Genomic DNA, 26,033 nt, shown 5'->3' on the forward strand with positions numbered 1-26,033 from the left:
CAAACTCTTCATTCAAATATATTTTAAATCACTTTCGTGATTATACACCTAATTATTGGTTGCGAATTGATTAAAAAATCATTTCGTCTTTCTGACTTATCTTCTCTATTTAATTGCTAATGTCCTTGCTGCAAAACACCGACATTGCTGAGGATGTTTTGTAGTACTCAGATAACTTTCAGTTATTCTGAGTTTCATTTTTCGTCCTTCGGTCTCCCTCGCGGACAAGAAGTATAATATCACTATTACAGTCTTCCGTCAACACTTTTTTTAAGTTTTTTATTTTTTTCTTCACCTTCCCTTAATCTTAATTCCAGCTAAACCCAGTATCTGCACCTTTACCTCCTAAAATCCCCTGGAAATATTAACTTTTTTTTAATTATTTTAGAAATATTTAATTACCCCCTTCCCCTGTTACCTTGTACTATATTTAGGTATAATAAGGATCTTTTTATTCTAAGGAGGAATAGATTTTGGACGGATTTTCTATAAATTTAAAGAAGAACTTTGAAAATATAACCGATGAGGAATTAAAAAAGGAACTGGAAGACTTCTATGAGAAGAAACAAAAACTTAGAAAGTTAGTTGAAAAGCAGGCAAAGAAGGAGATGCTCTTCAACGTAACCTTTTTGGTTGTTGTTTTAGGCTTCTTTATCCTAGGGGCCATCCTGAAACATATCGATGCCACCCTTTCCCTGGAGATAGCTATCCTCCTTGTTTCTGTAAAGATGGTATGGATGATCTACGAGCAGCAGAAGGCCAACCACTTCTTCTTTTGGATATTAAGTACTCTAGAGCACGAGGTCAATCAGCTCCACGTCACCATCCACACCCTAAAAAGGAAAAATAAAACCCTATAAAAAAAGCTGAGATTTTAAATCTCAGCTTTTTTATCTTCAAATATATCTTTCAGAACTTCCTCTAATGCATCTTCCTTGGCTATATCTTCCTTGGCATAGATGAAGCCCCTTCCTATAGCTTTTCCATCTACAAGGACTCTGTAACTTCCTAGTTTCTCTCCCTTTGCTACAGGAGCTACAATCCTCTTATTATAGTCGGTCTCTATCTTTACATCCCACTTATTGCTTGTAAACTTCATGATATCCTTCTCTGGATAGATAGGAAGATACTCCTCCTCTCCCCTCTCTACCCTGATCCTTCCAAGGGCAGCATGGGAATCCACTACCTTCCTTACCTGAAACTCCTTATAGAAGAGATCTATAGTTTCCTCGGCCACCTTATTTCTCCTGTATTCCGTTGGTGATCCGAAAACTACAGTTATGGCATTTATATCATTTCTTTTACTTGCTATACTTATATTATATCCCGCTGTGCTGTGGTGCCCCGTCTTTATACCATATATCCCCTTCTCCACAGAAAGGAGCTTATTCCTGTTCCGGATTCTCTGGCTTCCCTGGATAACTGTTTCCTTGGTAGAGGCGATCTTTATGTAGTCTGGATACTTAAGAGCTTCCAAGGACAGAAGGTATATCCCCCTTGCACTCCCCTCATCCATTCCTGTACCAGTCATATGAGGCGGCAGTCCCATGGGAGTATAGAAGATAACCTCGTCACCGGCTCCTGCCTCCCTGGCCTTTTCATTCATAAGCTCTATGAAGTTATCCACATCTCCACCACTTACATACTCTGCAAGGGCATAGGCTGCATTGTTGGCTGAATATATAGCTGTGGCCTTGATGAGTTCCTCCACAGATATCCTCGATCCTCTTCCCATCCAGATCCTGCTTCCTCCCAGGTTTCTGGCTTTCTCACTTATGGGAACCATATCCGTGAGCTTTATCTCTCCTGCATGGACCTTGTCGTAGACCACCATCAGGTTCACCATCTTAGTTACCGAGGCCAGAGGGTGCCTCTCATCTATATTCTCTGAATAATATATATGTCCCTTATCATCTCCCAAGAGGAGAGAAGTATAATCTTCCTCTGCCATCCCCTTTAAAGACATAAGAAGCATCAGTATCATTAAAATTCTTTTCTTCAACATTCCATCTCCTGTTTTCCAGTATTTATACCCTATATTTTAACCTTTTTTCACCGTTTCTTGAAGGTTTAAATTGACATTTTCAATTTAATGCGATCATTATTCCAGCTCTTCCTTCCATTTTCCCCATCAAATATAAAAAGAGAGGTTTCCCTCTCTTTCTTAAATTAATTATTTTTTGCTCATGTAGTCTTCGATAGCTGCCTTGATAGCTTCCTCAGCTAGTACTGAACAGTGCATCTTTACTGGCGGAAGACCGTCTAATGCCTCTGCCACTGCTTTGTTAGTAAGCTCTAGCGCTTCACTTACATTTTTCTCTAGTATCATCTCAGTAGAGATAGAAGAAGTTGCAATTGCTGATGCACAGCCAAAAGTTCTAAACTTTACATCCTTGATGATATCGTCCTCTATCTTTAAGAATATCTCCATTACGTCTCCACATGAAGGACTTCCTACCTTTCCGTATCCATCTGGATTTTCAATTACACCTGAGTTTCTTGGATTCATAAAGTGATCCATTACTTTTTCTGAATATTGCATCTGCCTTCACTCCTTATTTATTAACGAATTCTCCCCAAAGAGGTGATATCATTCTTAATCTTTCAATAATTGGCGGTAACTCTGCCAGTACATAGTCGATCTCTTCCTTGGTGTTGTATTTACCAAGGCTAAATCTGATCGTTCCGTGGGCAAACTCTACCGGTATACCGATTCCCAGCAGTACATGGGATGCCTGAAGTTCATCTGAAGAACATGCTGATCCCGAGCTCACTGCAATTCCTTTATAGTTAAGGGAAAGAAGTATAGACTCCCCTTCTAGATACTTAAATGTCACACTTGAAGTTCCAGGTAGTCTTGGTGCTCCCTTGGCATTTATAACTATCTCAGGGACCTTCTTCAGAAGCTCCTCCTCAAAGTAGTCTCTCAGTTCAGATAGCCTCTTGCACTCCTCCTCCTGGTGAGCTACAGCAGCCTTCAGGGCTGTTGCCATTCCTACAATACCAGGTACATCAGATGTTCCAGGTCTTCTCTTTCTCTCCTGTCCACCACCTGTGATTACCTTTCCAAGTCTTGTTCCCTGCTTTATATAAAGGAGTCCCATTCCCTTAGGCCCGTAAAACTTGTGCCCGGAAATAGTAAGAAGGTCTATTCCCATCTCCTTTGGTTTAAGCTTTAGTTTACCAGCAGACTGTACTGCATCTGTATGGAATACAATCTTCTTCTCATTGGCGATCTTAGCGATCTCCTCTATAGGCTGTATAGTACCAATCTCATTGTTGGCATGCATTACAGTTATAAGTATAGTTTCTCTTTTTATTGCAGCCTTTAGCTCCTCTAGATCTACCAGACCATTCTCATCCACTGAAAGGTAGGTAACTTCATACCCCTCCTTCTCAAGGTCTTTACAGGTATTTCTCACTGCAGGATGCTCGATGCAACTTGTAATTATGTGGTTTCCTCTTCTTTTATAAGCTCTTGCCACTCCACGAATAGCCATATTATCAGACTCTGTTCCAGAAGCTGTAAATACTAACTCACTTGCCTCTACTCCCAGTATATCTGCTATAGTTTTTCTAGCTTCTTCCATCGCCTTATTTGACTCTTGACCAAAGCCGTGCATACTTGATGGATTTCCATAAACTTCCCCAAAATAAGGTAACATAGCCTCTAGGACTTTTTCATCTACTTTAGTTGTAGCATTGTTGTCTAAATATACCTTCATTTCCATCCTCTCCTGAACATTAGTTAATATGAATATAGCATTCTTTATGATCGCTGTCAAGAATTGTTTTTTCCTGCTCTTAGTATAACACAGTTACCATACTCATTCAAGGTATAACCCTTGTTTTTTAAGGAGTTTAATGGTTTTAAGGGCTTAAATAACACTAGTGATTTTATACTTTTTGAAACCTGGGTTTTCTCTAGAATAGTGTTTAACTGCTCTAGAAATGTTTGGACACACATTTGTTTTAAGTTTCAAAATAATAGAACTCCTCACTTTATTTTCTTACTTTTTTGATAAGTTTCTCATTATTTTTCTTCCGTAGTTACAGAGTTCATTTAATTCACATTCTGTACATCTAGGTCTTCTTGCCACACACACATCCCTCCCCTGAAGTATCAGGTAGTGGGAGAAGTCTATCCAGTGATCCTGGGGGACTATCTCCATGAGCTCCCTCTCTATTATTATGGGGTTATCTCCCTTTACAAGGCCTATGAGGTTGGTGAGTCTCTTTACATGGGTATCCACTGTAATCCCCGATGCAAGTCTCCACACCTCTCCCCTCACTACATTAGCAGTCTTTCTACCTACCCCTGCAAGGGCTGTGAGTTCATCCATCCCCTGGGGTACCTCGCCATTATACTTTTCCACTATCTCCATACTGGCTGCCTTGATATTCTTGGCCTTATTTCTGTAGAAGCCTGTACTCTTTATGTGTCTCTCTATCTCCTCCACAGGCATAGCTGCAAAGGCCTCTGGAGTATTTACATGCTTATACATCTCCTCGGTGACTATATTTACCCTCTTGTCCGTACATTGAGCCGACAGTATTACAGCTACCAGCAGCTCAAAGGGTGTTGTAAAGTTCAGGGCACACTCCGGGTTCCCGAACTTATCATTCATTATCTTTATTATCTTTTTGGTTTTTTGCTTCTTGGTCATCTATTCTCCTTGATACCTATACCTCTCCTCAGGCTCTATATACTCCAGACCTATCTCGGTATAGATCTTCCTCTCCTCTATATTCTCTCTTCTGAGCTCCATCTCCCTCTCCCTGTAGATCTCCTTTACCCACTTGACGTGCTTCTTGGGACCCGTGGACTGCCACAGGGTAAAGTTGTATCTCCTCTCTATCTCGGGAATGGCGTGGATACATACCCCGCTCCTCAGCTGAAACTCATACTTATTTATCCTTCTCTCTACCTCGGGGTAGCTTCCTACCACTTCCAGTACCTCTCTCTTCTCTCCCAGTACAAGAAAGTCTATATCCCCTACATCTTTCCTTCTCCTTCTGAGGCTTCCGCTAGGTTCACACCTGTACCCCCTCTCAGAGAGGTATTCCTCCAGCCTTCTATACTCTCCCGCGGCAAATTCATATGAAAAACGCTCCTCCATCTTCCCCTACCTTCCAAAATTTCTCTATTTTATCCCCAGCTTAATCTAGCTTAAAGTCAATCCAGCAGCTAGTGCCCCTTTAGATCTCCCTTCATAAACTTCAGGCCCTGCTGCTAGCATCTATATAACTATTACATCCTCTACTCCCAGAGCCAGAGCCCTTCCCTTCAGCTCCTCCAGATACTCATCGGAAGGGGAATCTACTCCTGTGAGTTTTCCCTCCCTCACCCCTATCCTTCTGTACTTTATTATCTTATACCTTACTCCCCTTCCCCCTATGACCTTGGAAACCTCCTCCACAGTCTGGGTGTTATCGAGCTTTTCAGGTACAACCACAGTCCTTACCTCAAAGAGCTTTCCACAATCCAGGAGAAACTTCAGGTTTTCCTTCACATTTATATTTCCCTGGCCCGTGAGCTTCTTGTGCTCCCTCTTATCCCAGGCCTTTACATCTACCATAAAGGCATCGGTAACCTCTACAAACTCCCTATACCTCTCCTCCCATAGGGGAAGGGATCCGTTGGTATCTATGTAGCAGTCCAGCTCGGTCTCCTCCTTTACCCTTTTAAAGAGCTCCGTCAGCTCCTTATACTGAAGGGTAGACTCTCCTCCGCTGATGGTAATCCCCCTGAGGAAGGGTGCCACCCTCTTTATCTCACCTAGGAGTTCCTCAAGGGTATACCTTCTCACCATGGGACTTGCGTCCTTGGGACAGGTCTTTATACACTTATCACACTCTATACAGCCCTTGGAATCCCACACTACCTTCTTCCCCTCTTTTTTCAGGGCTCCTGTGGGACAGCCTACTACACACTTCTTGCATGAGCTGCACACACCTATGGTTTCAGGGTTGTGGCAGTAGTCACAGTTGTAGTTGCATCCCTGGAGGAAGATTGCCATCCTGTTTCCTGGGCCGTCTACACTGGAAAACTTTATTATCTTATTTACTAATATCATCTCTGCACCTACTCTGTAAATCTTTTATTGTCCCTGCAAAAAGGAGCAGACCAGGTCTGCCCCTCTACCTCTATTTTTCTTGTCTCAGCCTTCTGGAAAGAGCTCCGCTGTGGTCCGCTGCTCCCTTTCCCAGAACAGTGGTGTCTCTGAGGACCGCTTCTCCCCTTTCAAGCTTCTCTATCTCAGATCTCTTTACCAGGTAGCCAGTTACCCTTACCACGTCGCAGTCGCTTCCGTAGAGGGAGTAGAACCTCATCCCTGCTCCAAAGGCTCCCCTTATTATATCCAGGATAGATTCCTTGTTGTTCTCATAGGTCCTGTCAAACACAAAGATATCCCCTATACCACTTGGGAAGTACTTGTGAAATGGTGCCGACTGAACCACATGCTCAAACATCTCAGGTTCCTCTCCCACTGGAATTCTGCACCCTGGGCTTTCATTTTTATCCGTCTCTATACCTACCTGGGAGTGGAATAAGTGCTTGTTGTCGAAGTAGGCTCCTGCATACTCCGACCTGTGGTTCTCTATCATGGAGGATATTGCCTTTACGATCTCCATTGCCAGCTCATCAGCTTCCCTGTTCCTTCCAAATCTCAGGTCTCTCCCCTCTGTCTTCATAAGGGTATTGGTACACTCAGCCAGGCCTACTATTCCCAGAAGTCCCGTAAACTGCTCCTTTTTAAGGAATCCCTCCCTCACCAGGAAGTGGGTCTCATAAAAGCCGCTCTCCTCTATTATAAATCTGCTTCTCTCATCTATATATCCCAGGGTTTTCTCCACCAGGTGTGGAAGAGCCGTCTCCATAAACTCCTCTACACTGTCGGTATCCTGAGCCAGCCTTCCAAGTCTCATCCTTACAAGGGTATTTGCTCCTCCCCCTACCTTAAGGCCATTGTAACAGCTGACGATTCCATACTCTCCTCCGAAATCCTCTGTAAACATCCTGTTATTGGCAAAGCTTGGCTTAGCTGTAGTAAGAGCTGTATCTATACTCTGGATAGCCAGCTTTTGGCTGGTAGTTTCATCATACTTCAGTGTCAGGTTTGGTGTAGGAAGCTGCAGCTCCTTCATCACCTCTAAGATTATAAGACCTGCTTTAGTTTCAAGGGGTCCTATATTGGCGTGGCAGAAGGAATCCGTTATCGTTGCATCTATATGCTTTAAAAACAACCTTATTGCAAGACGTGCCTCCTCCTCATCCTCCACATAGGGCTCCAGCAGATAATCCAGATTCCCCAGATAAACAGGCATCGTCGTTATAGACGGTACATGCTTATACAGAATCAGCAGATTGTTGGTTGCCTCCCATATATTAGTTGCAGGAGTAAGCCCTAAAAACTCACATCCCTTCTGCATAAATAACTCATAGTCTGGTACGATATATCTCGGTCTGTAGGGAGCATTCCCCTCAAAGAGGTCACACATAATCCCCATATCCCTGTACCTCTGTGTTTCCTCATCTATCTTAAGTATATCGATAGTACTTTCAGCCAGTCTTGCCAGCCCCGCTATCTTCTGCTCCTGGGTAAGTCCCCTGTCCCTTACTATATTCAGAGCCTGTTCCATCAAATCACCCCTAAAAATTCTCTTTTTTAATGTGTTTATTATACCATCTCAGGCTTTTTTTTAGAAGAAAAAGGACCCCTCTCGGGGATATTTTTTACTCTTTTTATAAAGAACTTTAATCTCTCCCCTCTACTCCTTATCTAATGGTGTATTTTTTTTTAATTTTATGCTATAATATGTGGTATTTTTAAACTCAGCTAAACTACCTAAGTTGGTAGTTTACTTTATAATAGTGCAATAGATGTTATGGGCTAATACCTGAAGCCCTGGGCTATTTTTGATTTTTACAGGTAATGCAGCAGTTTTATGATTTTGAGGTGATTTATGTTCCTACCAACTACAATAGAAGAAGTAAATAAACTGGGATGGGATGCTCTGGATATCATCCTTGTCTCAGGGGATACCTATATAGACTCATCCTACAACGGCAGTGCTGTTATAGGGAAGTGGCTCGTTAAACATGGTTTCAGGGTAGGAATCATAGCTCAGCCTGATATAGATTCCAGTGAGGATATTACACGTCTTGGTTCTCCGGAACTCTTCTGGGGAGTCTCAGCAGGATGTGTGGATTCCATGGTGGCAAACTATACTGCTACCAAAAGAAGAAGAAGGTCAGATGATTTCACACCTGGAGGGGAAAACAACAGGAGACCCGACAGGGCTGTCATAGCCTATACCAACCTCATCAAGAGGAACTTCAAGGATGAGAAGAAGCCCATAGTTATAGGTGGTATCGAGGCTAGCCTTAGAAGAACTGTTCACTATGATTTCTGGTCCAATAAACTGAGGAAGTCGGTGCTCTTCGATGCCAAGGCTGACATCCTCTCCTATGGAATGGGAGAGAGATCCATGTTGGAGCTTGCCCTTGCCATGAAGAGAGAGGAGGAGTGGAGAAACATCAGAGGTATCTCCTATATAGCCAAGAAGCCCAGAAAGGGTTACGAGCTTCTTCCCTCCTACACAGAGTGTGTAGAGAGCAAGGATAAGTTTGTAGAGGCCTTTGAAAAGTTCTATATCAACTGTGATCCAGTTACAGCTAAGGGACTGGTACAGCAGCAGGATACCCGTTACCTTATACAGAATCCCCCTAGTCTCACTCCTACCCAGGAGGAGATGGATGAGATCTACGGAATGGACTTTGAGAGGGAAGTACACCCCTACTATCTCAAGCAGGGGCCCGTTAAGGCCATGGAAACAATCCGTAACTCCATAACAACTCACAGGGGGTGTTACGGTGAGTGTAACTTCTGTGCCATAGCTGTCCACCAGGGAAGAACCATCAGTCAGAGAAGCGAGGACTCCATAGTTAGGGAGGCTGAGCTTATCACAACTGGAGACAAGTTTAAGGGATATATCTCAGATGTGGGAGGTCCCACTGCCAATATGTATGGCATCGAGTGCCCTAAGAAGCTAAAGGCCGGAGCCTGCAAGGACAGAAGGTGTATGTACCCACAAACCTGCAGTGCAATAAGGCCAAACCACAGCAAGCAGATCTCCCTCCTTAAGAGACTTAATAAGCTGGAGGGTGTAAAGAAGATCTTCATCGCTTCTGGTATCAGATATGACCTTATCATGAGTGATAATAAGTGTGGTAACCTCTACCTGGAGGAGCTCATCAAAAGCCATATCTCTGGTCAGATGAAGGTAGCTCCCGAGCACACAGAGGACAAGATCCTTAGTCTTATGGGTAAACAGGGAAAGGGTGTACTGAAGTCATTTAAGGATAAGTTTTATGATATAAATGAAAGGATGGGTAAGAAGCAGTTCCTTACCTACTACCTCATTGCAGCCCATCCGGGGTGCGGTGACAAGGAGATGGCAGACCTCAAGAAGTTTGCCAGTCAGGAGCTGAGACTGAACCCCGAGCAGGTACAGATCTTTACCCCTACTCCATCCACCTACTCCACATTGATGTACTACACTGAAAGGGATCCCTTCACAGGGAAGAAGCTCTTCGTAGAAAAGGATATCAGCCGGAAGGAAAAGCAGAAGAATAAGCTTACTGCCAAGGAGGAGAGAGGATTTGGTAGAACTTTCCTGGGAAGGTCAAATGGAAGCTCCAAGAAAAGCTCTGAAAGCAGGGATGGAAATAATTCCAAAAGAAAGAGCGGTAAAAACACTAAACACAGTAAAAACGCTAAACTAAGTACAAATAATAAAAATAGATCTAAGAAAAAATAAGGAGGTTTAACATTGAAACCAATAGTTGCTATAGTTGGAAGACCTAATGTAGGTAAATCTACTCTATTTAACAAGCTTGTTGGAGATAGAGTAGCTATCGTTGATGACCAGCCGGGTGTTACAAGAGACAGATTATATAGAGAAACAGAGTGGTGTGGTACAGAGTTCGTACTAGTTGATACTGGAGGACTTGAGCCTAGAAACAACGACTTTATGATGTCAAAGATAAAACAGCAGGCTGAGGTTGCCATGAACGAAGCTGATGTTATTATGTTCATAGTGGATGCCAAAGCTGGAGTTACAGCTCTAGATGAGGAGGTAGCTTACATCCTCAGAAAGAAGAATAAGCCGGTTATCCTTTGTGTAAACAAGGTAGATGATTTCCTGGCTCAGCAGGACGATCTCTATGACTTCTGGTCATTGGGGTTCGAGCACCTGATGCCAATCTCTGCAGAGCACAAATCCAACCTTGGAGATATGCTGGATGTTATCACAGAAAACATCAACAAGCTGGAACTTCAAGAGGAAGAGGAGGGACTGAAGCTTGCTATCATCGGTAGACCAAATGCTGGAAAGTCCTCTCTAGTTAACAGACTTTCTGGTGAGGAGAGAGCTATCGTAAGTTCCATGGCAGGAACTACAAGAGATGCCATCGATACTTCCATCGAGTTTGATGACAATAAATATATTCTTATCGATACTGCTGGTATCAGAAGAAAGTCCAAGGTAGAGGAGAGCCTTGAGTACTACTCTGTACTTAGAGCTATTAAGACTATCAAGAGAGCAGATGTATGTCTTCTTATGCTAGATGGTCAGGAGGGAATTACCGAGCAGGACAAGAGGATTGCTGGTATTGCCTACGAAGAGAGAAAGCCTATTATAGTTGTTGTAAACAAGTGGGATGCTGTTGAGAAGGAAACTATGACTATGAAGCACATGACAGATGAGCTTTATGAGGAGCTTCCATTCCTTAGCTATGCTCCAATCGAATTTGTTTCAGCTCTTACAGGACAGAGAACTCTGAGACTTCTTGAGCACGCTGACCTTGTATATGGTGAGTACACTAAGAGAATTTCCACTGGTCTTCTTAACGGAGTGATCAAGGAAGCGACTATCATGAATGCACCACCTACAAGAAAGGGTAGACTTGTTAAGATCAACTACGCTACACAGGTATCATCTGCACCGCCTAAGTTCGTAGTATTCTGTAACTACCCAGAGCTGGTACACTTCTCATACCTGAGATACCTTGAGAACAGACTTAGAGAATCATTTGGATTCGAAGGTTGTCCTATAGATATCATGACTCAGACTAAAAATAGATAATTAAAAACCACCCTGAAACCAGGGTGGTTTTTTTTATCTATCCTTAACTTCTTAGGAAATGAGCTCCTTCACTACATTTCCATCTGTATCCAGTATCTGTATATTTGAATCGGGGTGGGACAATAAAAACCTCTCATAGATCTCCTCAGCCTGAGTATAGTTCCCTGCTGGCGCCTTGCCACATACCACTGCCATCCCATCTTCGGTAATCTCGGACACTGCCCTGACAACGTGAGAAAACTTATAACTCATGTTAAATCCTCTTGCCCTTTTAATCTGTTCCTCAGAGTTTTGTTCGAATGTTGCTAAATCAGCCTGATTAAACCTTCTTCTTCCCAATATTATCTCCTCCTGATACCCAAGATTAAATACCCTTACTACAAAGATAGCCAAGTTTTCCCCTCTTGTCAATAACCAGACATTCGTAATTTTTAGAGAATGGAGTTCCGAACACCTTTCATTCACCTGAAAAGATAAGATCCTCAATAAAAAAAGAAGGGTTTCCCCTCCTTTAATGTCTCTTTTCAAGAACCATATATATCAGGTGGTTGGTGACATCTATCTTTGTCCCATCCCCATACCTTCTCATATAGATATCCTCCAGCTCCCTGAGGCTTCCCTTTGTAAGGATCTGTCCAGTTCCCGTTGCACTATTTGCCCCTATACTCTTTATCATCTTCAGAAAATCAAGTACACTTGGATAACTCTCCACCATATACTCCTCATCCGATGCCAGCAGAAGGAAGCTGTCCTCCACTATCTCCTTTAAGGCACCGGTAGATATAAAGTCCTGAGAGAAACAAAAGCTTCCCTCCATCATCTCAAAACTTTCCCTCAGCTCACAGTAGGTTCTCTTTCCAAAGGTAGAAAAAACTATCTTTCCTCCAAAATCCAGCAGTGAATGAAGGTGTTTAAATAGATTTTCCTGGTTCTCTATCCACTGAAAGGTTGCGTTGGAAAAGATAATATCATACTTACCCTCGATGACGTGCTGCTCTATGTCACTTAGGACATAGCTTATCCTCTCATCCTCTCCCAGTTTTTCCCTTGCTTTCTCCAGCATGCTGGGAGATATATCCAGTAGGTCTACCCTGGAGTTGGGAAATCTCTTGAGCAGCTTCTCAGAAAATATCCCTGTTCCGCATCCTACCTCAAGGATTCTGTAGCTCTCCTTGGATCCGTCCACGAATATCTCCATCTTATCTGCCATATGTTTTTGAATTATTGCCGCCTTATCATAGGTACTTGCTCCCTTGGAAAAGTTACGGCTAACTCTATCCTTATCTATCATGCTGGCTCTCCCTTCTAATTTTCCCACATTCTTCTTACATTTTCCATAAATGCAAAGTCCTCAGCCTCACTTCTTCCCTTTACTGTGAGGTATCCTCCAACTAACATTCCATTGGCACCGCACATAAAGGCACTTCCCATGAAGTCCTTGAGGATCCCCTCTCTTCCGGCTCCTATCTTTATTACCTTGTCCTTAAATATGATTCTATAGATAGCTATGGTCTTCAGTATCTCATCCATTGCCAGATGCTCCCTCTCTCCGTGGGGAGTTCCTGGAATAGGATTTAGAATATTTACCGGTACACCGTCTACATCCAGGTCCTTTAGGGTAAATGCCATGGAGATCCTGTCCTCCCACGACTCACCCATACCGATGATACCTCCGCTGCACACTGCCATTCCTACATTTTTAGCTGCCTTAATGGTAGCTATCCTTCCCTCTATATTATGGGTAGTTGCCACTATCTCATTGTATGACTCCACAGATGTCTGCAGGTTGCTGTGAAACCTTGTCACTCCCGCTTCCTTTAACTCTGCCAGCTCCTCTTCATTTAGAAGGCCTATGGAACAGCAAAGACTTACCTTGTTGTCTGTCTCCTTGGCTCTTTCTATAAACTTCTTTATATTTTCAAATTCTTTGCTTCCCTTTTTTATACTTCTTCCGCTTGTTACTACCCCAAACTTAGAGCTTCCCAGCTCCTCAGCTCTATTATATTCATCTAAAAGTACCTGCTCCCCCTTTAGATCATAGGTAGTTAAACTTGTCTTATAGTGGGCCGACTGAGCACAAAACTTGCAGTCCTCCTCACATTGTCCAGACTTGGCATTTGATATGGTACATGTATGGATAGTATTTCCGCAATACTTCTCCCTTACCTCATTGGCTACTGCCATGAGTTCCATAAGCTTTGATCCCTTTAGCTTTGTTAATTCCAATGCCTCTTCCCTTGTTATCTCTCTATCTATGAGTTCTCTTAAATTCATAATCTCCTCCATAAGGTTTAAAAGCTACTCTAATTATAGCACATTAATAGAAATAATTTTTCTACTTAATTCCCTCTAATATTTCAGCCAGTCCTTTAACAGCTTCCCCTCTTTTATAGTTAGCATATAAGTAATTGATAGTTTCTTTTTCTGCAATATATATCACTGGACTATATCCTATCACTTTAAAATTCTCAACCACTAAACTATAGTCTCATACTTCTATAAAAAAAAACTACCAAATAATGGCAGTCTTTGAATTTCATTATTGAGCTCTTCTTATTGCTGTCTTCAATCTGGCCCTTATAGTAAAGTCAAATGCTCCCTTATCTTCCACCTGGATATGAGCATCCCTTATCTCTGCCTTTGCTAACTCCTCTCTGATGATAGCCTCTATACTTGATCCAAATTGCTCATATACTGAAGATTCAATATTTAATGTGAGTCCCTCTCCTGGACTTACGATTATCATTAAATCATTTGATTCTACATTTCCAACTACAGCAGTTTTAGTAATTTTCATGGTTCCTCCCTCTTAGTGTCTTTGGCTTACCGACATCTTCTCAATTTTTTTTATGATTTCCTTCCCTCTATCCGATCTCAGGAATTCAATAGTTGTTTCAGGTAATAGTTTAAAGGCTTCCTCCAGCCTTCCCTCCCTTATATACCTTCTTACATAGGAGGCACTTATTACCCTTCCCTCTGCTTGGCTTCTCTCTACCTCTATAACTTCAATGCTCTCTTCTCCCAGAGCTTCCTTTAAAACCTTGTTGTACATATTAGTTGTTTTTGACAGGGGTTCCGTCCCTACATACCTTCTGCTTATATTTAAGGTCTTGGCTATATATTTGGCAAATACTAAGGCATCCACCCTTGCATATATTTCAGGTATATCATCCTTACTCTTTATAAAGTAGGTCGGAAAGGTGGTACTGGAAACGATATATTCACTGCCCTCATGGACAGTGACATTCTCAAATTCAGCGGTTCCCCTTCTCAGTAGCTCCAGCCTTACATCATAGGGAAATACACTCCTGTCTTCCTTCACAATAAACACGTGTACATGATCATTTTCCCTGGATGCTTTTTCAATTAGAGACCTGTGTCCCAGGGTAAAGGGGTTTAAGTTCATTACTATGGAAGCCACCCTCCCCTTCTCCGATCTTTCCTTTTCAAGGTTTTTCAGGTAGGAACCTATCCCGTCGGATCTCTTCTCTAAGAACAGTACATCCTCTGTTTTTACTATGGTGTAAAACCCCAGCTTATTGAACTCAAACTCCTTCTCTGGTTTGGTAAAGATAAAGACATTCATCCTTCCACTCATATAGACCCTTTTGAGCATCTCCCCTACCAGCGTATTGGTGAGTCCCTGCCCCTGATATAGCTCATCTATAGCCAAGAGCTTTATACAGTTTTCGGTCAGGGAGCAGCATCCTATCAACTTATCACCGTCATAGAGCCCTATGGTATAGTCTGTTTCCTCATAGGTAAGCTCATGCTTCTTTAGAAACTCCTTATACTCACTGATCCTGCTGTTAGTTACAATCTCTTCCCTACTATACATTTAAAATCCATTCCTTCCCAAAATTTTTAATTACTTTTTGTAATATTAGCGCTAATATCACCATATCCGCCGATCCGCCGGGAGATATCCTTCTCTTAATAAAAACTTCAGTTATTTCATTGATTTTATCGTAGTCCAGTTTATTGTCCCTATAACACTCGTGAGATACTTCCTTTACTTCCCTCAGTATCTCCACAGGATGTCTGTGAAGTAGTGTGGTGTCATCTATCTCCCTCATAAAAAGTAGTAGTAGCCTGAGAACATTTTCATTACCTTCCAGCTCACTACTTTCAACTATCTCATGGATATTATCGGTGAGTACCTTGAATCCTTCAAAAACAACCCCTCTTACTCCTGTAATTCCGTGATCTAAGTAGATTCTCTCACCATAGGTCAGGTCTTCCTTCCCCTCCAAACCTTCAAAGTCTTTTAGGATAGACTTTCCTAGCTCCCCTACTATATGGCATATGGAATCTATCTCCTTGTCATAGTAGAGGACATTTGTAAGGGAGGGAAGCAGGAACCCCAAGAGGAAAACTGCCCCCTTGTGGGTATTTACCCCCCCTGTACTCTTAAACATCTCTTTTTCTGCTTCTAAACCTATCCCTCTGAGACGGGGAAGGGTATCTTCATCTATTTCAAAGCCCGTATACAGGTATCTTTCCATACTTTCGGTGAGGGCTTCCTTACTCCTTATAAATGTGTCGTAATCCATATCTCTATGGCTTCCGCTACACTCCTTGGTTACCAGACCAAATTTGGGATGAGCAGATACTTCCTCAACAATAGAGTCCGTGGTAAACTTTAAAAGAACCTCAACCAGTCCCTCTCTTATTAACTCCTTGGTTTTAATAAGGACCTCCTCCAGGGTGTGGGCCCTCTCCCTGAGACATGTATTGTATAACCTGCCGCATACAATGCATCTTCTCGGTTCCAGCCCCAGATCGATTCTTGATACTGACTTTTTCATATCTGAAAAGAGGTCTATATCAACGAGCCTTCCCAGAGTTGTTTCCTCCAGCCCTATTAACTTCCTCTTAGTCTCTACATAATCAAGCCTTGGAAGCTCTATTATATAGTAGTTACCATCAAAGGAATCGATGAATTCAGTGGAATTAATATCAAAGGTTTCCTCTATTTTCTTATAGAAGTAATCCAGGATAGCTTTTGTTCCATCTATATTTTTGTCGTTACCTACAATATTCACCTTAAGGGTGAGAATTAAGTTGTTACTGCTTAATCTCTCCCTTACCAGGTTCACTCTATTTTCTCTGTCTAAAAGTATCTTCTCTCTTATATCCATCTTATTAACCTTTTTATTTTTTAGTTTTTATTTGTCTGATCACATCAATAACAGTTCCATCTCTGTACTCGATTACACCAACAATCTTGTCTGTGTACTCATTCTTAGCTGGCTTTCCTGTCAGTGCCTCGACCTCTTCCTTTAATTCGTTTATATCCTTTAACACGATTCCTGCTCCTGTAAACTTCTCAATTAGATCGGTTCTTCTAGGGTTTACACATACTCCCCTTTCAGTAACCAGTACATCGATTGTATCTCCAGGAGTTACAACATTTGTTACCCTATCCATTACGATAGGAAGTCTTCCCCTCATGGAAGGTGCCACCACTAGAGTCAGTCCCGCTCCTGCTGCTGTATCCTGTGCTCCACCAATAGCTCCCATGATCACTCCAGTTGAGGCTGTCAACGAGTTGATGTTAAAGTTTGTATCTATCTCTGTTGCTGAAAGAATCATTACATCCAGCTGGTGAGCCACACACGATCTATTATGAGGGTTTGCATACATACTTGCAGACATCTCTACGTGGTTAGGGTTCTTTCTCATAGACTCTGCCGCTGCTGCGTCAAATGTCTGAACGTCCAGTAGCGACTTGAATAGTCCATCCTCCAGGAAATCCACTGCTACCTTAACGATTCCTCCAGATGAGAATGACCCGGTAATCTTGTTTTCCTCCATATACTCTCTCAGGAACTTACAAACAGCCAGCGACGGCCCTCCGCTTCCAGCCTGGAATGAATATCCCTCCTTGATCTCTCCAGAAGCTATCAGTACATTTGCTGCCTGCTCGGCAATAAAGAGGTCCTTTGGGTTACTGGTGATTCTAGTGGCTCCAGTTGCAATCTTTCTGGGATCTCCAATCTCATCTATCTCAACGATAAAATCTACATTTGTCATTGGGATTGCGATATTATTTAGAGGGAATGGTACCAAATTATCCGTCACTGCTATTACACAGTTGGCATACTCAGCATCTGCCATAGGGTATCCCATTGCACCAAAGGCATTCTTCCCCTCCATACCATTCATATTACCCATTGTATCACAGATAGGTGCTGCAAGAAATGCCACATCTATTGAAAGCTCTCCAGACTCGATTGCTCTTGCTCTTGCTCCGTGAGACCTGAAGATAATTGGCTTATCCATAATGGCATTCCTGCTCATCTCTTCAGCAATTAGTCCTCTAAGTCCTGAAGTCTCCAGCCCGCTTACCACTCCATTCTTGATATGCCCCAGTAGCGGCTCATGAGCCTTTGTCAGTGACGATGCCGCCACTGTCAGGTCCTTGATTCCCATCCCAGCAATTACATCCATTACCTTGTTTAATACAAAGTCACCATTTCTTAGGTGGTGGTGGAATGAGATAGTCATCCCGTCCTTAAGTCCGCTTCTCTTGATAGCTTCCTCTAGGTTCTCTATTATCTTTGAACCTCCCGGCTTAGAAGATCTTATCCTTCTGGTTTTTGTTACTGCAGTTGGCTCTGTTTCAAAGGCTCCTGCATATGGTTTAAAGTCTTTTCTGTATCCCTGAATCTCCTGAGGTATCTCTATACCAACCTTGTTTATGCTCACACCAATCCCTCCTACTTAATTAAGCCTGCAGCTTTTGCAAGTCCGACAATTCTTCTTGCTTTATCAATTACTGGAATATCTACCATCTTTCCGTTAACCTGTACTACTCCACCCTTTTCAATTCCAGCTTTTTCTGCTGCCTCGATTATAACTAGAGATTTTTCTACATCCTCCATCTTAGGAGTGAACACATCGTGAACCTGTCCAACCTGTGAAGGGTGGATACAGGATTTTCCTGCAAACCCAATCTGCCTTGCGTACTTAACCTCATTGATAAATCCATCTATATCCTTAAAGTCAGCCCATACAGTGTCGATAGCATCAACCTTAGCTATAGCAGCTGCATTAACCACTCTTTGTCTTGCAAACTGTAGTTCACTTGCATCCTTTGTTCTGTCTACACCTAATAATCTTGTGTAGTCTTCCGCTCCAAAGGAGATAGATATTACTCTCGGTGATGCAGTAGCCAGATCCAGTGCATTCCAGACTCCAAGGGGAGTCTCTAGGGAACACTGTATCTTACAGCTTCCCTCCTCTATTCCATATGCTCTCTCTACCTCTGTTAGCAGGGCATCCAGCTCCTTTACCTGCTCTACCTTTTCACACATAGGTAGTCTCATTCTTCTGAGTCCCGCTGGAACAAGGGCTCTTACGTCAGCCTCTCCAAACTCTGTATATAGAGGATTTATTCTTGCAAAAACCTCTATATCTCCAAAGCTTAAGCTCTTAAGAGCTTCTGCTAACAGATCTCTTGCCAGGTCCTTTTCATCGTACCTTACTGCATCCTCTAGGTCAAACAGCAGACAATCTGGCTTATACATTTGAGCATCTATATACATTGTTGGGTTTGTTGCAGGACAAAAGAGCATAGTCCTACGTAACTTTTTTATTTCCATCCTTATCTCTCCCTCTTATAAATTTTAATTTTCACATTTCTTTTTACAGGCTGAGGTAGTGATACTATGACCACTACCTGCCTTCAAAGTTTATAAATCTTAGCTTTCAGAAGTCCCCTTTCCGTTCCATAAGCTAGACTTCAATAAATGAACTCCCTATTACTCAGATTATGGCATTAAAGGGCAAGGAAACCCTTGCACCTCCTAAGGGGATGCTATAATACTCTCACAGCAAATATAGTTTTTACTAATATCCCTGCACCTACATCGATTCTACCACCAATGTATGATCCTATCATCCCCATAGTCGGTCTTAAGGCAACCTTCTCCTTTTATCTTACTTTTAGAATACGTTTAGAAGTACACCGGCAGCTACCGCTGACCCGATTACCCCTGCCACATTTGGCCCCATGGCGTGCATAAGAAGGAAGTTGTGGGGATTCTCATCCTGTCCTACCTTCTGTACTACTCTGGCTGCCATAGGTACTGCTGATACTCCCGCTGCTCCGATCATAGGATTAATCTTTCCACCAGTCGCTTTACACATTACCTTACCGAATAACACCCCGCTGGCTGTTCCTATAGAGAAGGCTGCAAGTCCAAGAGCTGTTATCTTCATCGTCTGTGGATTCAGGAAGGACTCAGCGTTAGCTGTAGCTCCAACTGTAATCCCCAGTAGAATAGTTACTATGTACATCAACGAATTTGTTGCTGCATCCACAAGCTTTGGTACCATTCCAGATTCCTTGATAAGGTTACCAAACATAAGCATTCCAACTAGCGGTGCCGCTGTAGGTAGCAGCATTACCACTAGGATAGTTACAATAATAGGAAAGGCTATCTTCTCATTCTTACTCACGTGCCTTGCCTGCTCCATCTTGATCTCTCTCTCCTCCTTAGTGGTAAGAGCCTTGATGATGGGCGGCTGGATAATTGGTACCAGGGCCATATATGAGTAGGCTGCCAGAGCTATTGGTCCCAGTAGCTGCGGCGCTAGCTGTGAAGTCAGGTAGATAGCTGTAGGTCCGTCTGCTCCTCCGATGATACCGATGGAAGCTGCTTCCGGTCCTAGGAATCCCATTGCGATAGCTCCAAGGAATGCAAAGAAGATTCCAAACTGTGCTGCTGCTCCAAGTAGGATACTCTTAGGATTTGCTATAAGTGGTCCGAAGTCTGTACTTGCTCCCACACAAAGGAAGATAAGAGGTGGATATACTCCGTACTTAGTTCCCTGATACAGATAATAAAATAGTCCGCCCTTTTCCATCAATCCTCCCCCTGGAAGGTTAACCAGTAACATTCCAAAGGCAATTGGGATCAACAGGTATGGCTCATATCCCTTTTTTACTGCTAGGTACAGGAATCCACATGCAATAAGCATCATGATTACCTGCTGAATGGATAAAAGGGAAAATCCTGTACTGCTCATAAACTGAGCTATAATCTCTAACATTGCTTTCCTCCTATCCTAAAGATACTATTGCATCTCCTAAGTTTACTGCTGCACTCTTTCCTACGTGGATCTCAGTTACAGTTCCCGCATCTGGAGCCAGGATCTCAGTCTCCATCTTCATAGCTTCCAGTACCGCTACAAGCTGTCCCTTAGCTACCGAGTCTCCTACCCTTACCTTGATGTCTACGATAGTTCCAGGCATCGGAGCTGTTACAGTCTCCCCACCTACCATTGCCTTCTTAGGTGCAGCGCTAGCTGGAGTTGACTCCCCTACAGATGCTGGTGCCTCTACAGTTCCCTCCGCGGTAGTTACCTCCTGTAGCTCCACCTCATATGCCCTTCCATTTACCTTTATCTTATAGATCTTCTTCATCTCTTCTAAATCCTCCGTTAAAGCCTTTTTATTCTTGTTATTTTATAGTTTGTATCTCTATTCTTCCCTGCTGCTTCCATGGAAGCTACAAGTGCCGCTACCATCATGTCCTCATCTGCTTCCAGTTCAGCCCAGTCTACCCCTGCAGCTGCCACTGCCGGCGCACTTGGTGTTGGTGCAGGTCTGGATGATGCCTTCTTTTGTTCATCCTGCGGGATGTGTTTAAACATCTCCAGGATTAATGAAATGGCAAATAGCAGTATAAATACTATTCCCATGGCTATTGCTGTAAGCTGTAGACCCTCTGCGAAGGTCATTTGCTCTTGAAATATCAAGTTATTTCCTCCTTTTTTTTGTACCTTTCTCTTGAAAGAAAGGTACTCAAAGTTCAAGACCTGTTAAAAATTAACTATTGCGTAATCTTAAAATTATGAAATAATCGTATCGTCTGACTAAGTTCCTGGCAAGTCGCCGAATATATTTCTATAATTTTAATTCATACTTCATTGACGTAAATTTTCAAATGGTCCCTTAAAACCTCTTTATTGTAACCCTTTATATAACCAAATTTATATGGTACTCCTCTACTTCCTCTACCTGAGGCTTCCCCCTATTCTCCAGGAACTTCTTGGCATTTTCAGGGAATAGAGCATACATGAGTACATCCTCCTCCGATTTAGCCAAGTCTCCGATCTCAGCTGCTAATCTATCAAACTCAGGTTCGATATCATCTGCAGGTCTGTGGGTTATAGGAGTCTCATCTCCGATTATTATCTTTTTTATCTCCTCGTCCACCGGTGCCGGTGACTGCCCGTACATCCCCATTACATAGTCCTTGATCTCCTTTGGTACCACCTTGTATCTTCCGCCAGTAAGCACGTTGAATACCGACTGGGTTCCCACCATCTGTGATAGCGGTGTAACAAGTGGGGGATAACCTAGATCCTTCCTTACCCTAGGAATCTCATTAAGTACATCCTCATACTTGTCTGCTGCTCCCTGTCCCTCTAGCTGGGAAAGAAGGTTTGACAGCATCCCTCCGGGAACCTGATACTTCAGTGTCTTAGGCTCCGTATCCATCACCTTGGGGTTCAGTATCCCCTCTGCTCTATACTTCTCCTTGATAGGCTTAAAGTAATCAGCTATTTCAGCCAGGATATCCATATCAAGCTCTGGGTCCCTCTCATGTCCTCTGAAGGTCTCAGCAAATACCTCTGTTGCAGGCTGTGCTGTCCCCCCTGAAAATGGTGAGATGCCTGTATCTATAATGTCCACTCCAGCTTCCACAGCCTTCATGTAAAGCATATCTGCAATACCAGATGTACAGTGGGTATGAAGCTCTATGGGAAGCTCAGTTACTTCCTTCATCCTCTTTATCAGCTCATAGGCTACGTTGGGCATTAGGATTCCAGCCATGTCCTTGATACAGATAGAGTCTGCACCCATGGCATCTATCTCCCTTACCTTCTCCACATAGTAGTCCACAGTGTGAACCTCACTTGTTGTGTAGGCGATGCAGATCTGGGCGTGCCCCCCATACTTCCTTGTAGCCTCTACAGAAGTTTTGATGTTTCTGTAGTCATTTAGTGCATCGAAGATTCTTATGATATCTATACCGTTTTCAATTGACTTCTCTACAAACTTCTCTACTACATCGTCTCCGTAGTGTCTGTATCCAAGCAGGTTCTGACCTCTAAGCAGCATCTGCAGCTTAGTGTTCCTTACCCTCTTTCTGATCTCTCTCAGCCTCGCCCATGGATCCTCATTAAGGAACCTGATACAAGCGTCAAATGTAGCCCCTCCCCACACTTCCAGAGAATGGTAACCAGCCTCATCCATCTTCTCTAAGATTGGCAGGATCTCTTCAGTTTTAAGTCTAGTGGCAATAAGAGACTGGTGACCATCTCTTAGGGCCGTTTCCGTTATCTTAAGCTTACTCAAAAGATTAACCTCCTAAATTCGTTATACCGTACTCTGTATACAGTATTCTTTTAACAGGAAAAGTATATAATTTTTCACATCATATGTCAACGTTTTTATAGTATTTAATGCATATTTAATAAAAAAAACTCCTGGTTATTTGTTCGTTTTGTTTGTTTTAAAAACATTGAAAGTAGTTTTAACAATAAGATAGCAGGCATAGTTTTTATAGAACGACTCTGTTTCTGCATAAGCTATCCCCTGCTTTATCATCCTCTATGCAAATAGCCCGAATACTATGGATCCCACTATAAGCATCATGGCTCCCCCTATCCTTGAGGATATCTGCCCAAAGGAGATAAGCTCCATCCTGTCTGCTGCTCCAAGGACCGCAATGTCCCCGGAACCTCCCCTGTTTGCCATACACAGTCCCGCTGTAATGGCCGCTTCTATTGGATAAAATTTAAAAAACTTCGAGAAAAACATAATTGCTCCTACAGCCCCTAAAACTATAGCTGTTGCTATTACCAGATTGGAAAGGGTAAGAGCCCCTATAATATCATTTACATCTGTACCAAACCCCACTGCTCCCATAAGTACCCAGATAGTGTACTTGGAGAAAAAAGTCTGCATATTTTTGGCTCCCGCCTTTAATCTGTCTGGAATCACATCTGCCACATTGAGGATAATTACATAGATAACCAGAAAGGCCAGCCTGTGGATATCAAAGGCCAGGTTCCAGGACTTCCACACCTCTGCAGACAGGTGAGCAAATAAAAATAATACAGCCGTCATAAAAAGAGCTGCTGCAAAATCCTGCTCATCTGCTCCTGTAGCCTTCCAGTCTGTATCCTCCTCCCTCTCATTGCCGCTCATTATCAGCTGCCCATGTCCTGTAAGGTGAGGTCTCTCCTCTCCCAGCTCCTTCAGCAGTGCTCCTGTAAAGATGGCTATGATATTTGCTATGGTCAGGATAGATATTCCAAAGGCAAACCACTCCTGGGGATCTCTTCCCGTCTTGGCTCCCCACATCTCAGACATGGGAATCGCCCCTGCCCCGGTTCCTCCCCCCATTATGGGAAGTACATAGTTCATCACTATATCCATGGGATTTATTCTGAATAACAGTCCCGCTACAACTCCTCCTGCAGTTGCCCCCAATACTCCCAGTATGATTAGAGGAACATAACCACTTACCGACCTCAGAAGGGTTTTTCTGTTAACTGTAAGTACCGACCCCACAATGAGAGCAGGGATAAAGAGCTCCAGAAAGTTCACAGGCTGCTTACTGTAGAATATTCCTATGGATTTCATTACTGCCTCTGGTACCATCCTGTATGTGCCCAATATAGCAGACATAAAAAATACCAGTACCGTTCCTCCTCCTACATACTTGTTCCATATGGGTATCCTGTCCCCTATCTCACCAAATAGAAGACCAAATACAGCAAGAACTCCCAGAATTCCCAGGAAGTTCCCCCTTATATATCCTCCCTGTATCCCCTCACCATCTGGGAGATAAACCATGAGAGCCACCACAAGGAGCATCGTAAAAAATACCCCCGTTGGCAGCCCCTTCCACTTACTTTCCTTCATATCCACAAGTTCCTTAAAGTTTTTCATTCCTCATCCTCCCTCTGGTGAACCTCTCCATTAAAGGAGAGAAACTCTATTCAAAACTTTCACCTAAAATATCTCCGTCTTATGTGAAGTCTAGCTCAGAAGTTCACACATTTCAAATATCCTTTTCAGAGAGACAAAACGTCTAGACCAAAGGGTTTCCTTCACTCTTTCAAATGAAAATAACTATAAAATAAAAGTACCGGAGATAATCCCGGCACCTTTACTCTATGAGGTCTTTTACTATGCAAATAATCCGAATATTATGGAACCGATAATCAGCATCATCGCTCCACCTATTCTAGATGAAATCTGTCCAAAGGAGATTAGCTCCATTCTGTCTGCTGCTCCTAGTACAGCTATATCCCCGGAACCTCCTCTGTTTGCCATACAAAGTCCTGCTGTAATAGCCGCTTCAACAGCATAAAATCTAAAGAACTTTGAAACTAGCATGATAGCTCCAGTTGCCCCCAGTACAATAGCTGTTGCTATAGCCAGATTAGGAACTGTAAGGGCATTTATAATGTCATTTACATTTGTTGTAAATCCAACAACTGCCATAAGCACCCAGATCGTGTATTTCGAGAAGAAGGACTGCATATTCTTAGCTCCGGCCTTAAGTCTTGTAGGCACTACATCAAATACATTTAATATGATTACATATATTACCAGGAATGCCAGTCTGTGGATATCAAAAGGCATATTCCATGATGCCCAGATCACTCCTGAGAAGTGGGAGAACATAAACAGTACTCCAGTCATAAATAGTGCTGCTGCAAAATCCTGCTGGTTGGCCCCCACCGATCCCCAGTCGATATCCTCTTCCTTCTCTCCATCTCCTGAGATTATAAGATCTCCATTCCCTGTGAGGTGCGGCTTCCTCTCTCCCAGAGTCTTAAGTAGGGCACCTGTAAAGATAGCTATGATATTTGCTATAGTCAGGATAGATATTCCAAAGGCAAACCACTCAGTTGGATCTCCACCAGTTTTAGCAGCCCACATCTCAGACATAGGGATAGCCCCTGCTCCAGTTCCTCCACCCATAATAGGCAGTACATAGTTCATCATGATATCCAGAGGAGTTTTACCGAAAATCAACCCCATTAAAGCTCCCCCTACTGTTGCACCCAGTACACCAATAAGGATAAGAGGTACATATCCACTTACTGATTTCAGAAGGGTTTTCCTGTTAACTGTAAGTACAGATCCTACGATAAGTGCTGGAATAAAAAGCTCCAGGAAGTTTACCGGCTGCTTATTATAAAATACCTTAGAAGATTTTAGCACTGCTTCTGGCAGTAGATCATAGGTTCCAAAGATAGCTCCCATGAAGAAAACAAGTACCGTTCCTCCCCCTACATACTTATTCCATACTGGTATTCTGTCTCCAATCTCTCCAAAGAAGATACCGAATATTCCTGTAATTGCCAGAATCGATAGAAAGTTTGGCCTGATATATCCTCCCTGTACTCCCTTTGCATCTGGCAGATACACCATTAATAAAACTGCTACAAACATACTGAAGAAGATTCCTGTTGGAAGCCCCTTCCACTTACTCTCCTTGAAGTTCACTAGTTCACCAAAAGTTTTACTCATTTTAGAACTCTCCTTATTTTAATTTTTTAATACTGGATTAAGATCCTTCTATGAGCTTCCCGTAGATGTTTATCATACACTTTGCCCAACAAAAACAACTTTATATCCAATATCCTGAACACTGTATACAGCATTGTATTTTAAATGTTATTTTTTTTCAAACTTTTTTACTTCCCTCTTCATTTAAGCTTATTTTAAGGTTTTTAAAATTTAATAAACCTTTAAAAACAAGGCTTTAAAAGAAGGCATCTGTTTTTAAAATTAAATGATAATCTTACTCGTCCTCTTCTTGTATGTTTTTTTTGTTTTTTGT

At 42.6% G+C, this 26,033-nt stretch carries 23 protein-coding genes and 1 pseudogene; 3 read left to right on the top strand and 21 right to left on the bottom strand.

Translation table 11 applies throughout. The features are described from left to right. Window positions 1–473: 473 nt before the first annotated feature. Complete coding sequence (locus QMG11_RS15160) at window positions 474–860, top strand: hypothetical protein (protein ID WP_281837127.1); 387 nt, start codon at window positions 474–476, stop codon at window positions 858–860. 14 nt (window positions 861–874) lie between these two features. Here the strand turns inward: QMG11_RS15160 and QMG11_RS15165 are convergent, their stop codons facing one another. The 7 genes from QMG11_RS15165 to QMG11_RS15195 form a co-directional block, all read right to left on the bottom strand. Continuing rightward, window positions 875–2,005: a D-alanyl-D-alanine carboxypeptidase family protein gene (locus QMG11_RS15165; protein WP_281837128.1), complete on the bottom strand. Its 1,131-nt coding sequence runs from the start codon at window positions 2,003–2,005 to the stop codon at window positions 875–877. A gap of 168 nt (window positions 2,006–2,173) precedes the next feature. Next, entirely contained in the window at window positions 2,174–2,542 is a 369-nt protein-coding gene (gene nifU, locus QMG11_RS15170) for a Fe-S cluster assembly scaffold protein NifU (RefSeq protein WP_281837129.1), read from the bottom strand. A 13-nt stretch (window positions 2,543–2,555) separates the two neighbouring features. Further along, window positions 2,556–3,725 carry a cysteine desulfurase NifS gene (gene nifS, locus QMG11_RS15175; RefSeq protein ID WP_281837130.1) on the bottom strand — a complete coding sequence of 390 codons (1,170 nt, stop codon included), beginning with the start codon at window positions 3,723–3,725 and terminating at the stop codon, window positions 2,556–2,558. Between the two features lie 285 nt (window positions 3,726–4,010). Continuing rightward, window positions 4,011–4,667 carry an endonuclease III gene (gene nth / locus QMG11_RS15180; protein WP_281837131.1) on the bottom strand — a complete coding sequence of 219 codons (657 nt, stop codon included), beginning with the start codon at window positions 4,665–4,667 and terminating at the stop codon, window positions 4,011–4,013. After that, window positions 4,668–5,120 carry a nucleotidyltransferase family protein gene (locus QMG11_RS15185; protein WP_281837133.1) on the bottom strand — a complete coding sequence of 151 codons (453 nt, stop codon included), beginning with the start codon at window positions 5,118–5,120 and terminating at the stop codon, window positions 4,668–4,670. It lies immediately after the preceding gene. Window positions 5,121–5,240: 120 nt separating this feature from the next. Continuing rightward, window positions 5,241–6,077 (bottom strand): YjjW family glycine radical enzyme activase, encoded by an 837-nt coding sequence (locus QMG11_RS15190; RefSeq protein ID WP_281837135.1) that lies wholly within the window; start codon window positions 6,075–6,077, stop codon window positions 5,241–5,243. Between the two features lie 70 nt (window positions 6,078–6,147). Beyond that, complete coding sequence (locus QMG11_RS15195; RefSeq protein ID WP_281837136.1) at window positions 6,148–7,644, bottom strand: YjjI family glycine radical enzyme; 1,497 nt, start codon at window positions 7,642–7,644, stop codon at window positions 6,148–6,150. A 324-nt stretch (window positions 7,645–7,968) separates the two neighbouring features. Between QMG11_RS15195 and QMG11_RS15200 the strand changes: the two are divergent. Together QMG11_RS15200 and der are read left to right on the top strand one after the other, a co-directional pair. Further along, window positions 7,969–9,660, top strand: a pseudogene (locus QMG11_RS15200) (YgiQ family radical SAM protein); the annotation flags it as partial. 177 nt (window positions 9,661–9,837) lie between these two features. Then, window positions 9,838–11,151: a ribosome biogenesis GTPase Der gene (der, locus tag QMG11_RS15205; protein WP_281837138.1), complete on the top strand. Its 1,314-nt coding sequence runs from the start codon at window positions 9,838–9,840 to the stop codon at window positions 11,149–11,151. 51 nt (window positions 11,152–11,202) lie between these two features. Here der and QMG11_RS15210 read toward each other — a convergent pair whose 3' ends face one another. The 14 genes from QMG11_RS15210 to QMG11_RS15275 all read right to left on the bottom strand — a co-directional run bounded on the left by QMG11_RS15210 (window position 11,203) and on the right by QMG11_RS15275 (window position 25,720). Then, window positions 11,203–11,544 carry a hypothetical protein gene (locus QMG11_RS15210; protein WP_281837140.1) on the bottom strand — a complete coding sequence of 114 codons (342 nt, stop codon included), beginning with the start codon at window positions 11,542–11,544 and terminating at the stop codon, window positions 11,203–11,205. Between the two features lie 118 nt (window positions 11,545–11,662). Beyond that, entirely contained in the window at window positions 11,663–12,442 is a 780-nt protein-coding gene (gene bioC / locus QMG11_RS15215) for a malonyl-ACP O-methyltransferase BioC (protein WP_281837141.1), read from the bottom strand. Window positions 12,443–12,456: 14 nt separating this feature from the next. Further along, window positions 12,457–13,425, bottom strand: a complete 969-nt coding sequence (gene bioB / locus QMG11_RS15220; RefSeq protein ID WP_281837142.1) for a biotin synthase BioB — start codon at window positions 13,423–13,425, stop codon at window positions 12,457–12,459. Window positions 13,426–13,690: 265 nt separating this feature from the next. Next, window positions 13,691–13,948 (bottom strand): citrate lyase acyl carrier protein, encoded by a 258-nt coding sequence (gene citD, locus QMG11_RS15225; RefSeq protein ID WP_281837144.1) that lies wholly within the window; start codon window positions 13,946–13,948, stop codon window positions 13,691–13,693. A gap of 12 nt (window positions 13,949–13,960) precedes the next feature. Beyond that, window positions 13,961–14,989, bottom strand: coding sequence for a [citrate (pro-3S)-lyase] ligase (citC, locus tag QMG11_RS15230; RefSeq protein WP_281837145.1), 1,029 nt, complete (start codon window positions 14,987–14,989; stop codon window positions 13,961–13,963). Further along, window positions 14,982–16,292: a triphosphoribosyl-dephospho-CoA synthase gene (locus QMG11_RS15235; protein WP_281837147.1), complete on the bottom strand. Its 1,311-nt coding sequence runs from the start codon at window positions 16,290–16,292 to the stop codon at window positions 14,982–14,984. Before QMG11_RS15235 ends, citC begins: the two co-directional genes overlap by 8 nt. Before the next feature lie 13 nt (window positions 16,293–16,305). After that, the gene (gene citF / locus QMG11_RS15240) at window positions 16,306–17,862 is read right to left on the bottom strand and encodes a citrate lyase subunit alpha (protein WP_281837149.1); all 1,557 of its coding nucleotides are present in this window, start codon (window positions 17,860–17,862) and stop codon (window positions 16,306–16,308) included. An 11-nt stretch (window positions 17,863–17,873) separates the two neighbouring features. Further along, on the bottom strand, window positions 17,874–18,758 hold the full coding sequence (locus QMG11_RS15245; protein ID WP_281837150.1) for an HpcH/HpaI aldolase/citrate lyase family protein: 885 nt from the start codon (window positions 18,756–18,758) through the stop codon (window positions 17,874–17,876). A 343-nt stretch (window positions 18,759–19,101) separates the two neighbouring features. After that, on the bottom strand, window positions 19,102–20,211 hold the full coding sequence (locus QMG11_RS15250; protein WP_281833694.1) for a sodium ion-translocating decarboxylase subunit beta: 1,110 nt from the start codon (window positions 20,209–20,211) through the stop codon (window positions 19,102–19,104). A 10-nt stretch (window positions 20,212–20,221) separates the two neighbouring features. Continuing rightward, window positions 20,222–20,584: a biotin/lipoyl-containing protein gene (locus tag QMG11_RS15255; RefSeq protein ID WP_281837152.1), complete on the bottom strand. Its 363-nt coding sequence runs from the start codon at window positions 20,582–20,584 to the stop codon at window positions 20,222–20,224. Between the two features lie 17 nt (window positions 20,585–20,601). Next, window positions 20,602–20,919 carry an OadG family protein gene (locus QMG11_RS15260; protein ID WP_281837153.1) on the bottom strand — a complete coding sequence of 106 codons (318 nt, stop codon included), beginning with the start codon at window positions 20,917–20,919 and terminating at the stop codon, window positions 20,602–20,604. A gap of 220 nt (window positions 20,920–21,139) precedes the next feature. Next, window positions 21,140–22,525, bottom strand: coding sequence for an oxaloacetate decarboxylase subunit alpha (locus QMG11_RS15265; protein ID WP_281837154.1), 1,386 nt, complete (start codon window positions 22,523–22,525; stop codon window positions 21,140–21,142). Between the two features lie 255 nt (window positions 22,526–22,780). Beyond that, window positions 22,781–24,127 (bottom strand): 2-hydroxycarboxylate transporter family protein, encoded by a 1,347-nt coding sequence (locus tag QMG11_RS15270; protein ID WP_281837155.1) that lies wholly within the window; start codon window positions 24,125–24,127, stop codon window positions 22,781–22,783. Window positions 24,128–24,367: 240 nt separating this feature from the next. Continuing rightward, on the bottom strand, window positions 24,368–25,720 hold the full coding sequence (locus tag QMG11_RS15275) for a 2-hydroxycarboxylate transporter family protein (protein WP_281837156.1): 1,353 nt from the start codon (window positions 25,718–25,720) through the stop codon (window positions 24,368–24,370). Window positions 25,721–26,033: the final 313 nt, after the last annotated feature.

Origin of the sequence: Propionigenium maris DSM 9537 (assembly GCF_027925155.1) — a bacterium.
GTDB classification, from domain to species: Bacteria; Fusobacteriota; Fusobacteriia; order Fusobacteriales; family Fusobacteriaceae; genus Propionigenium; species Propionigenium maris.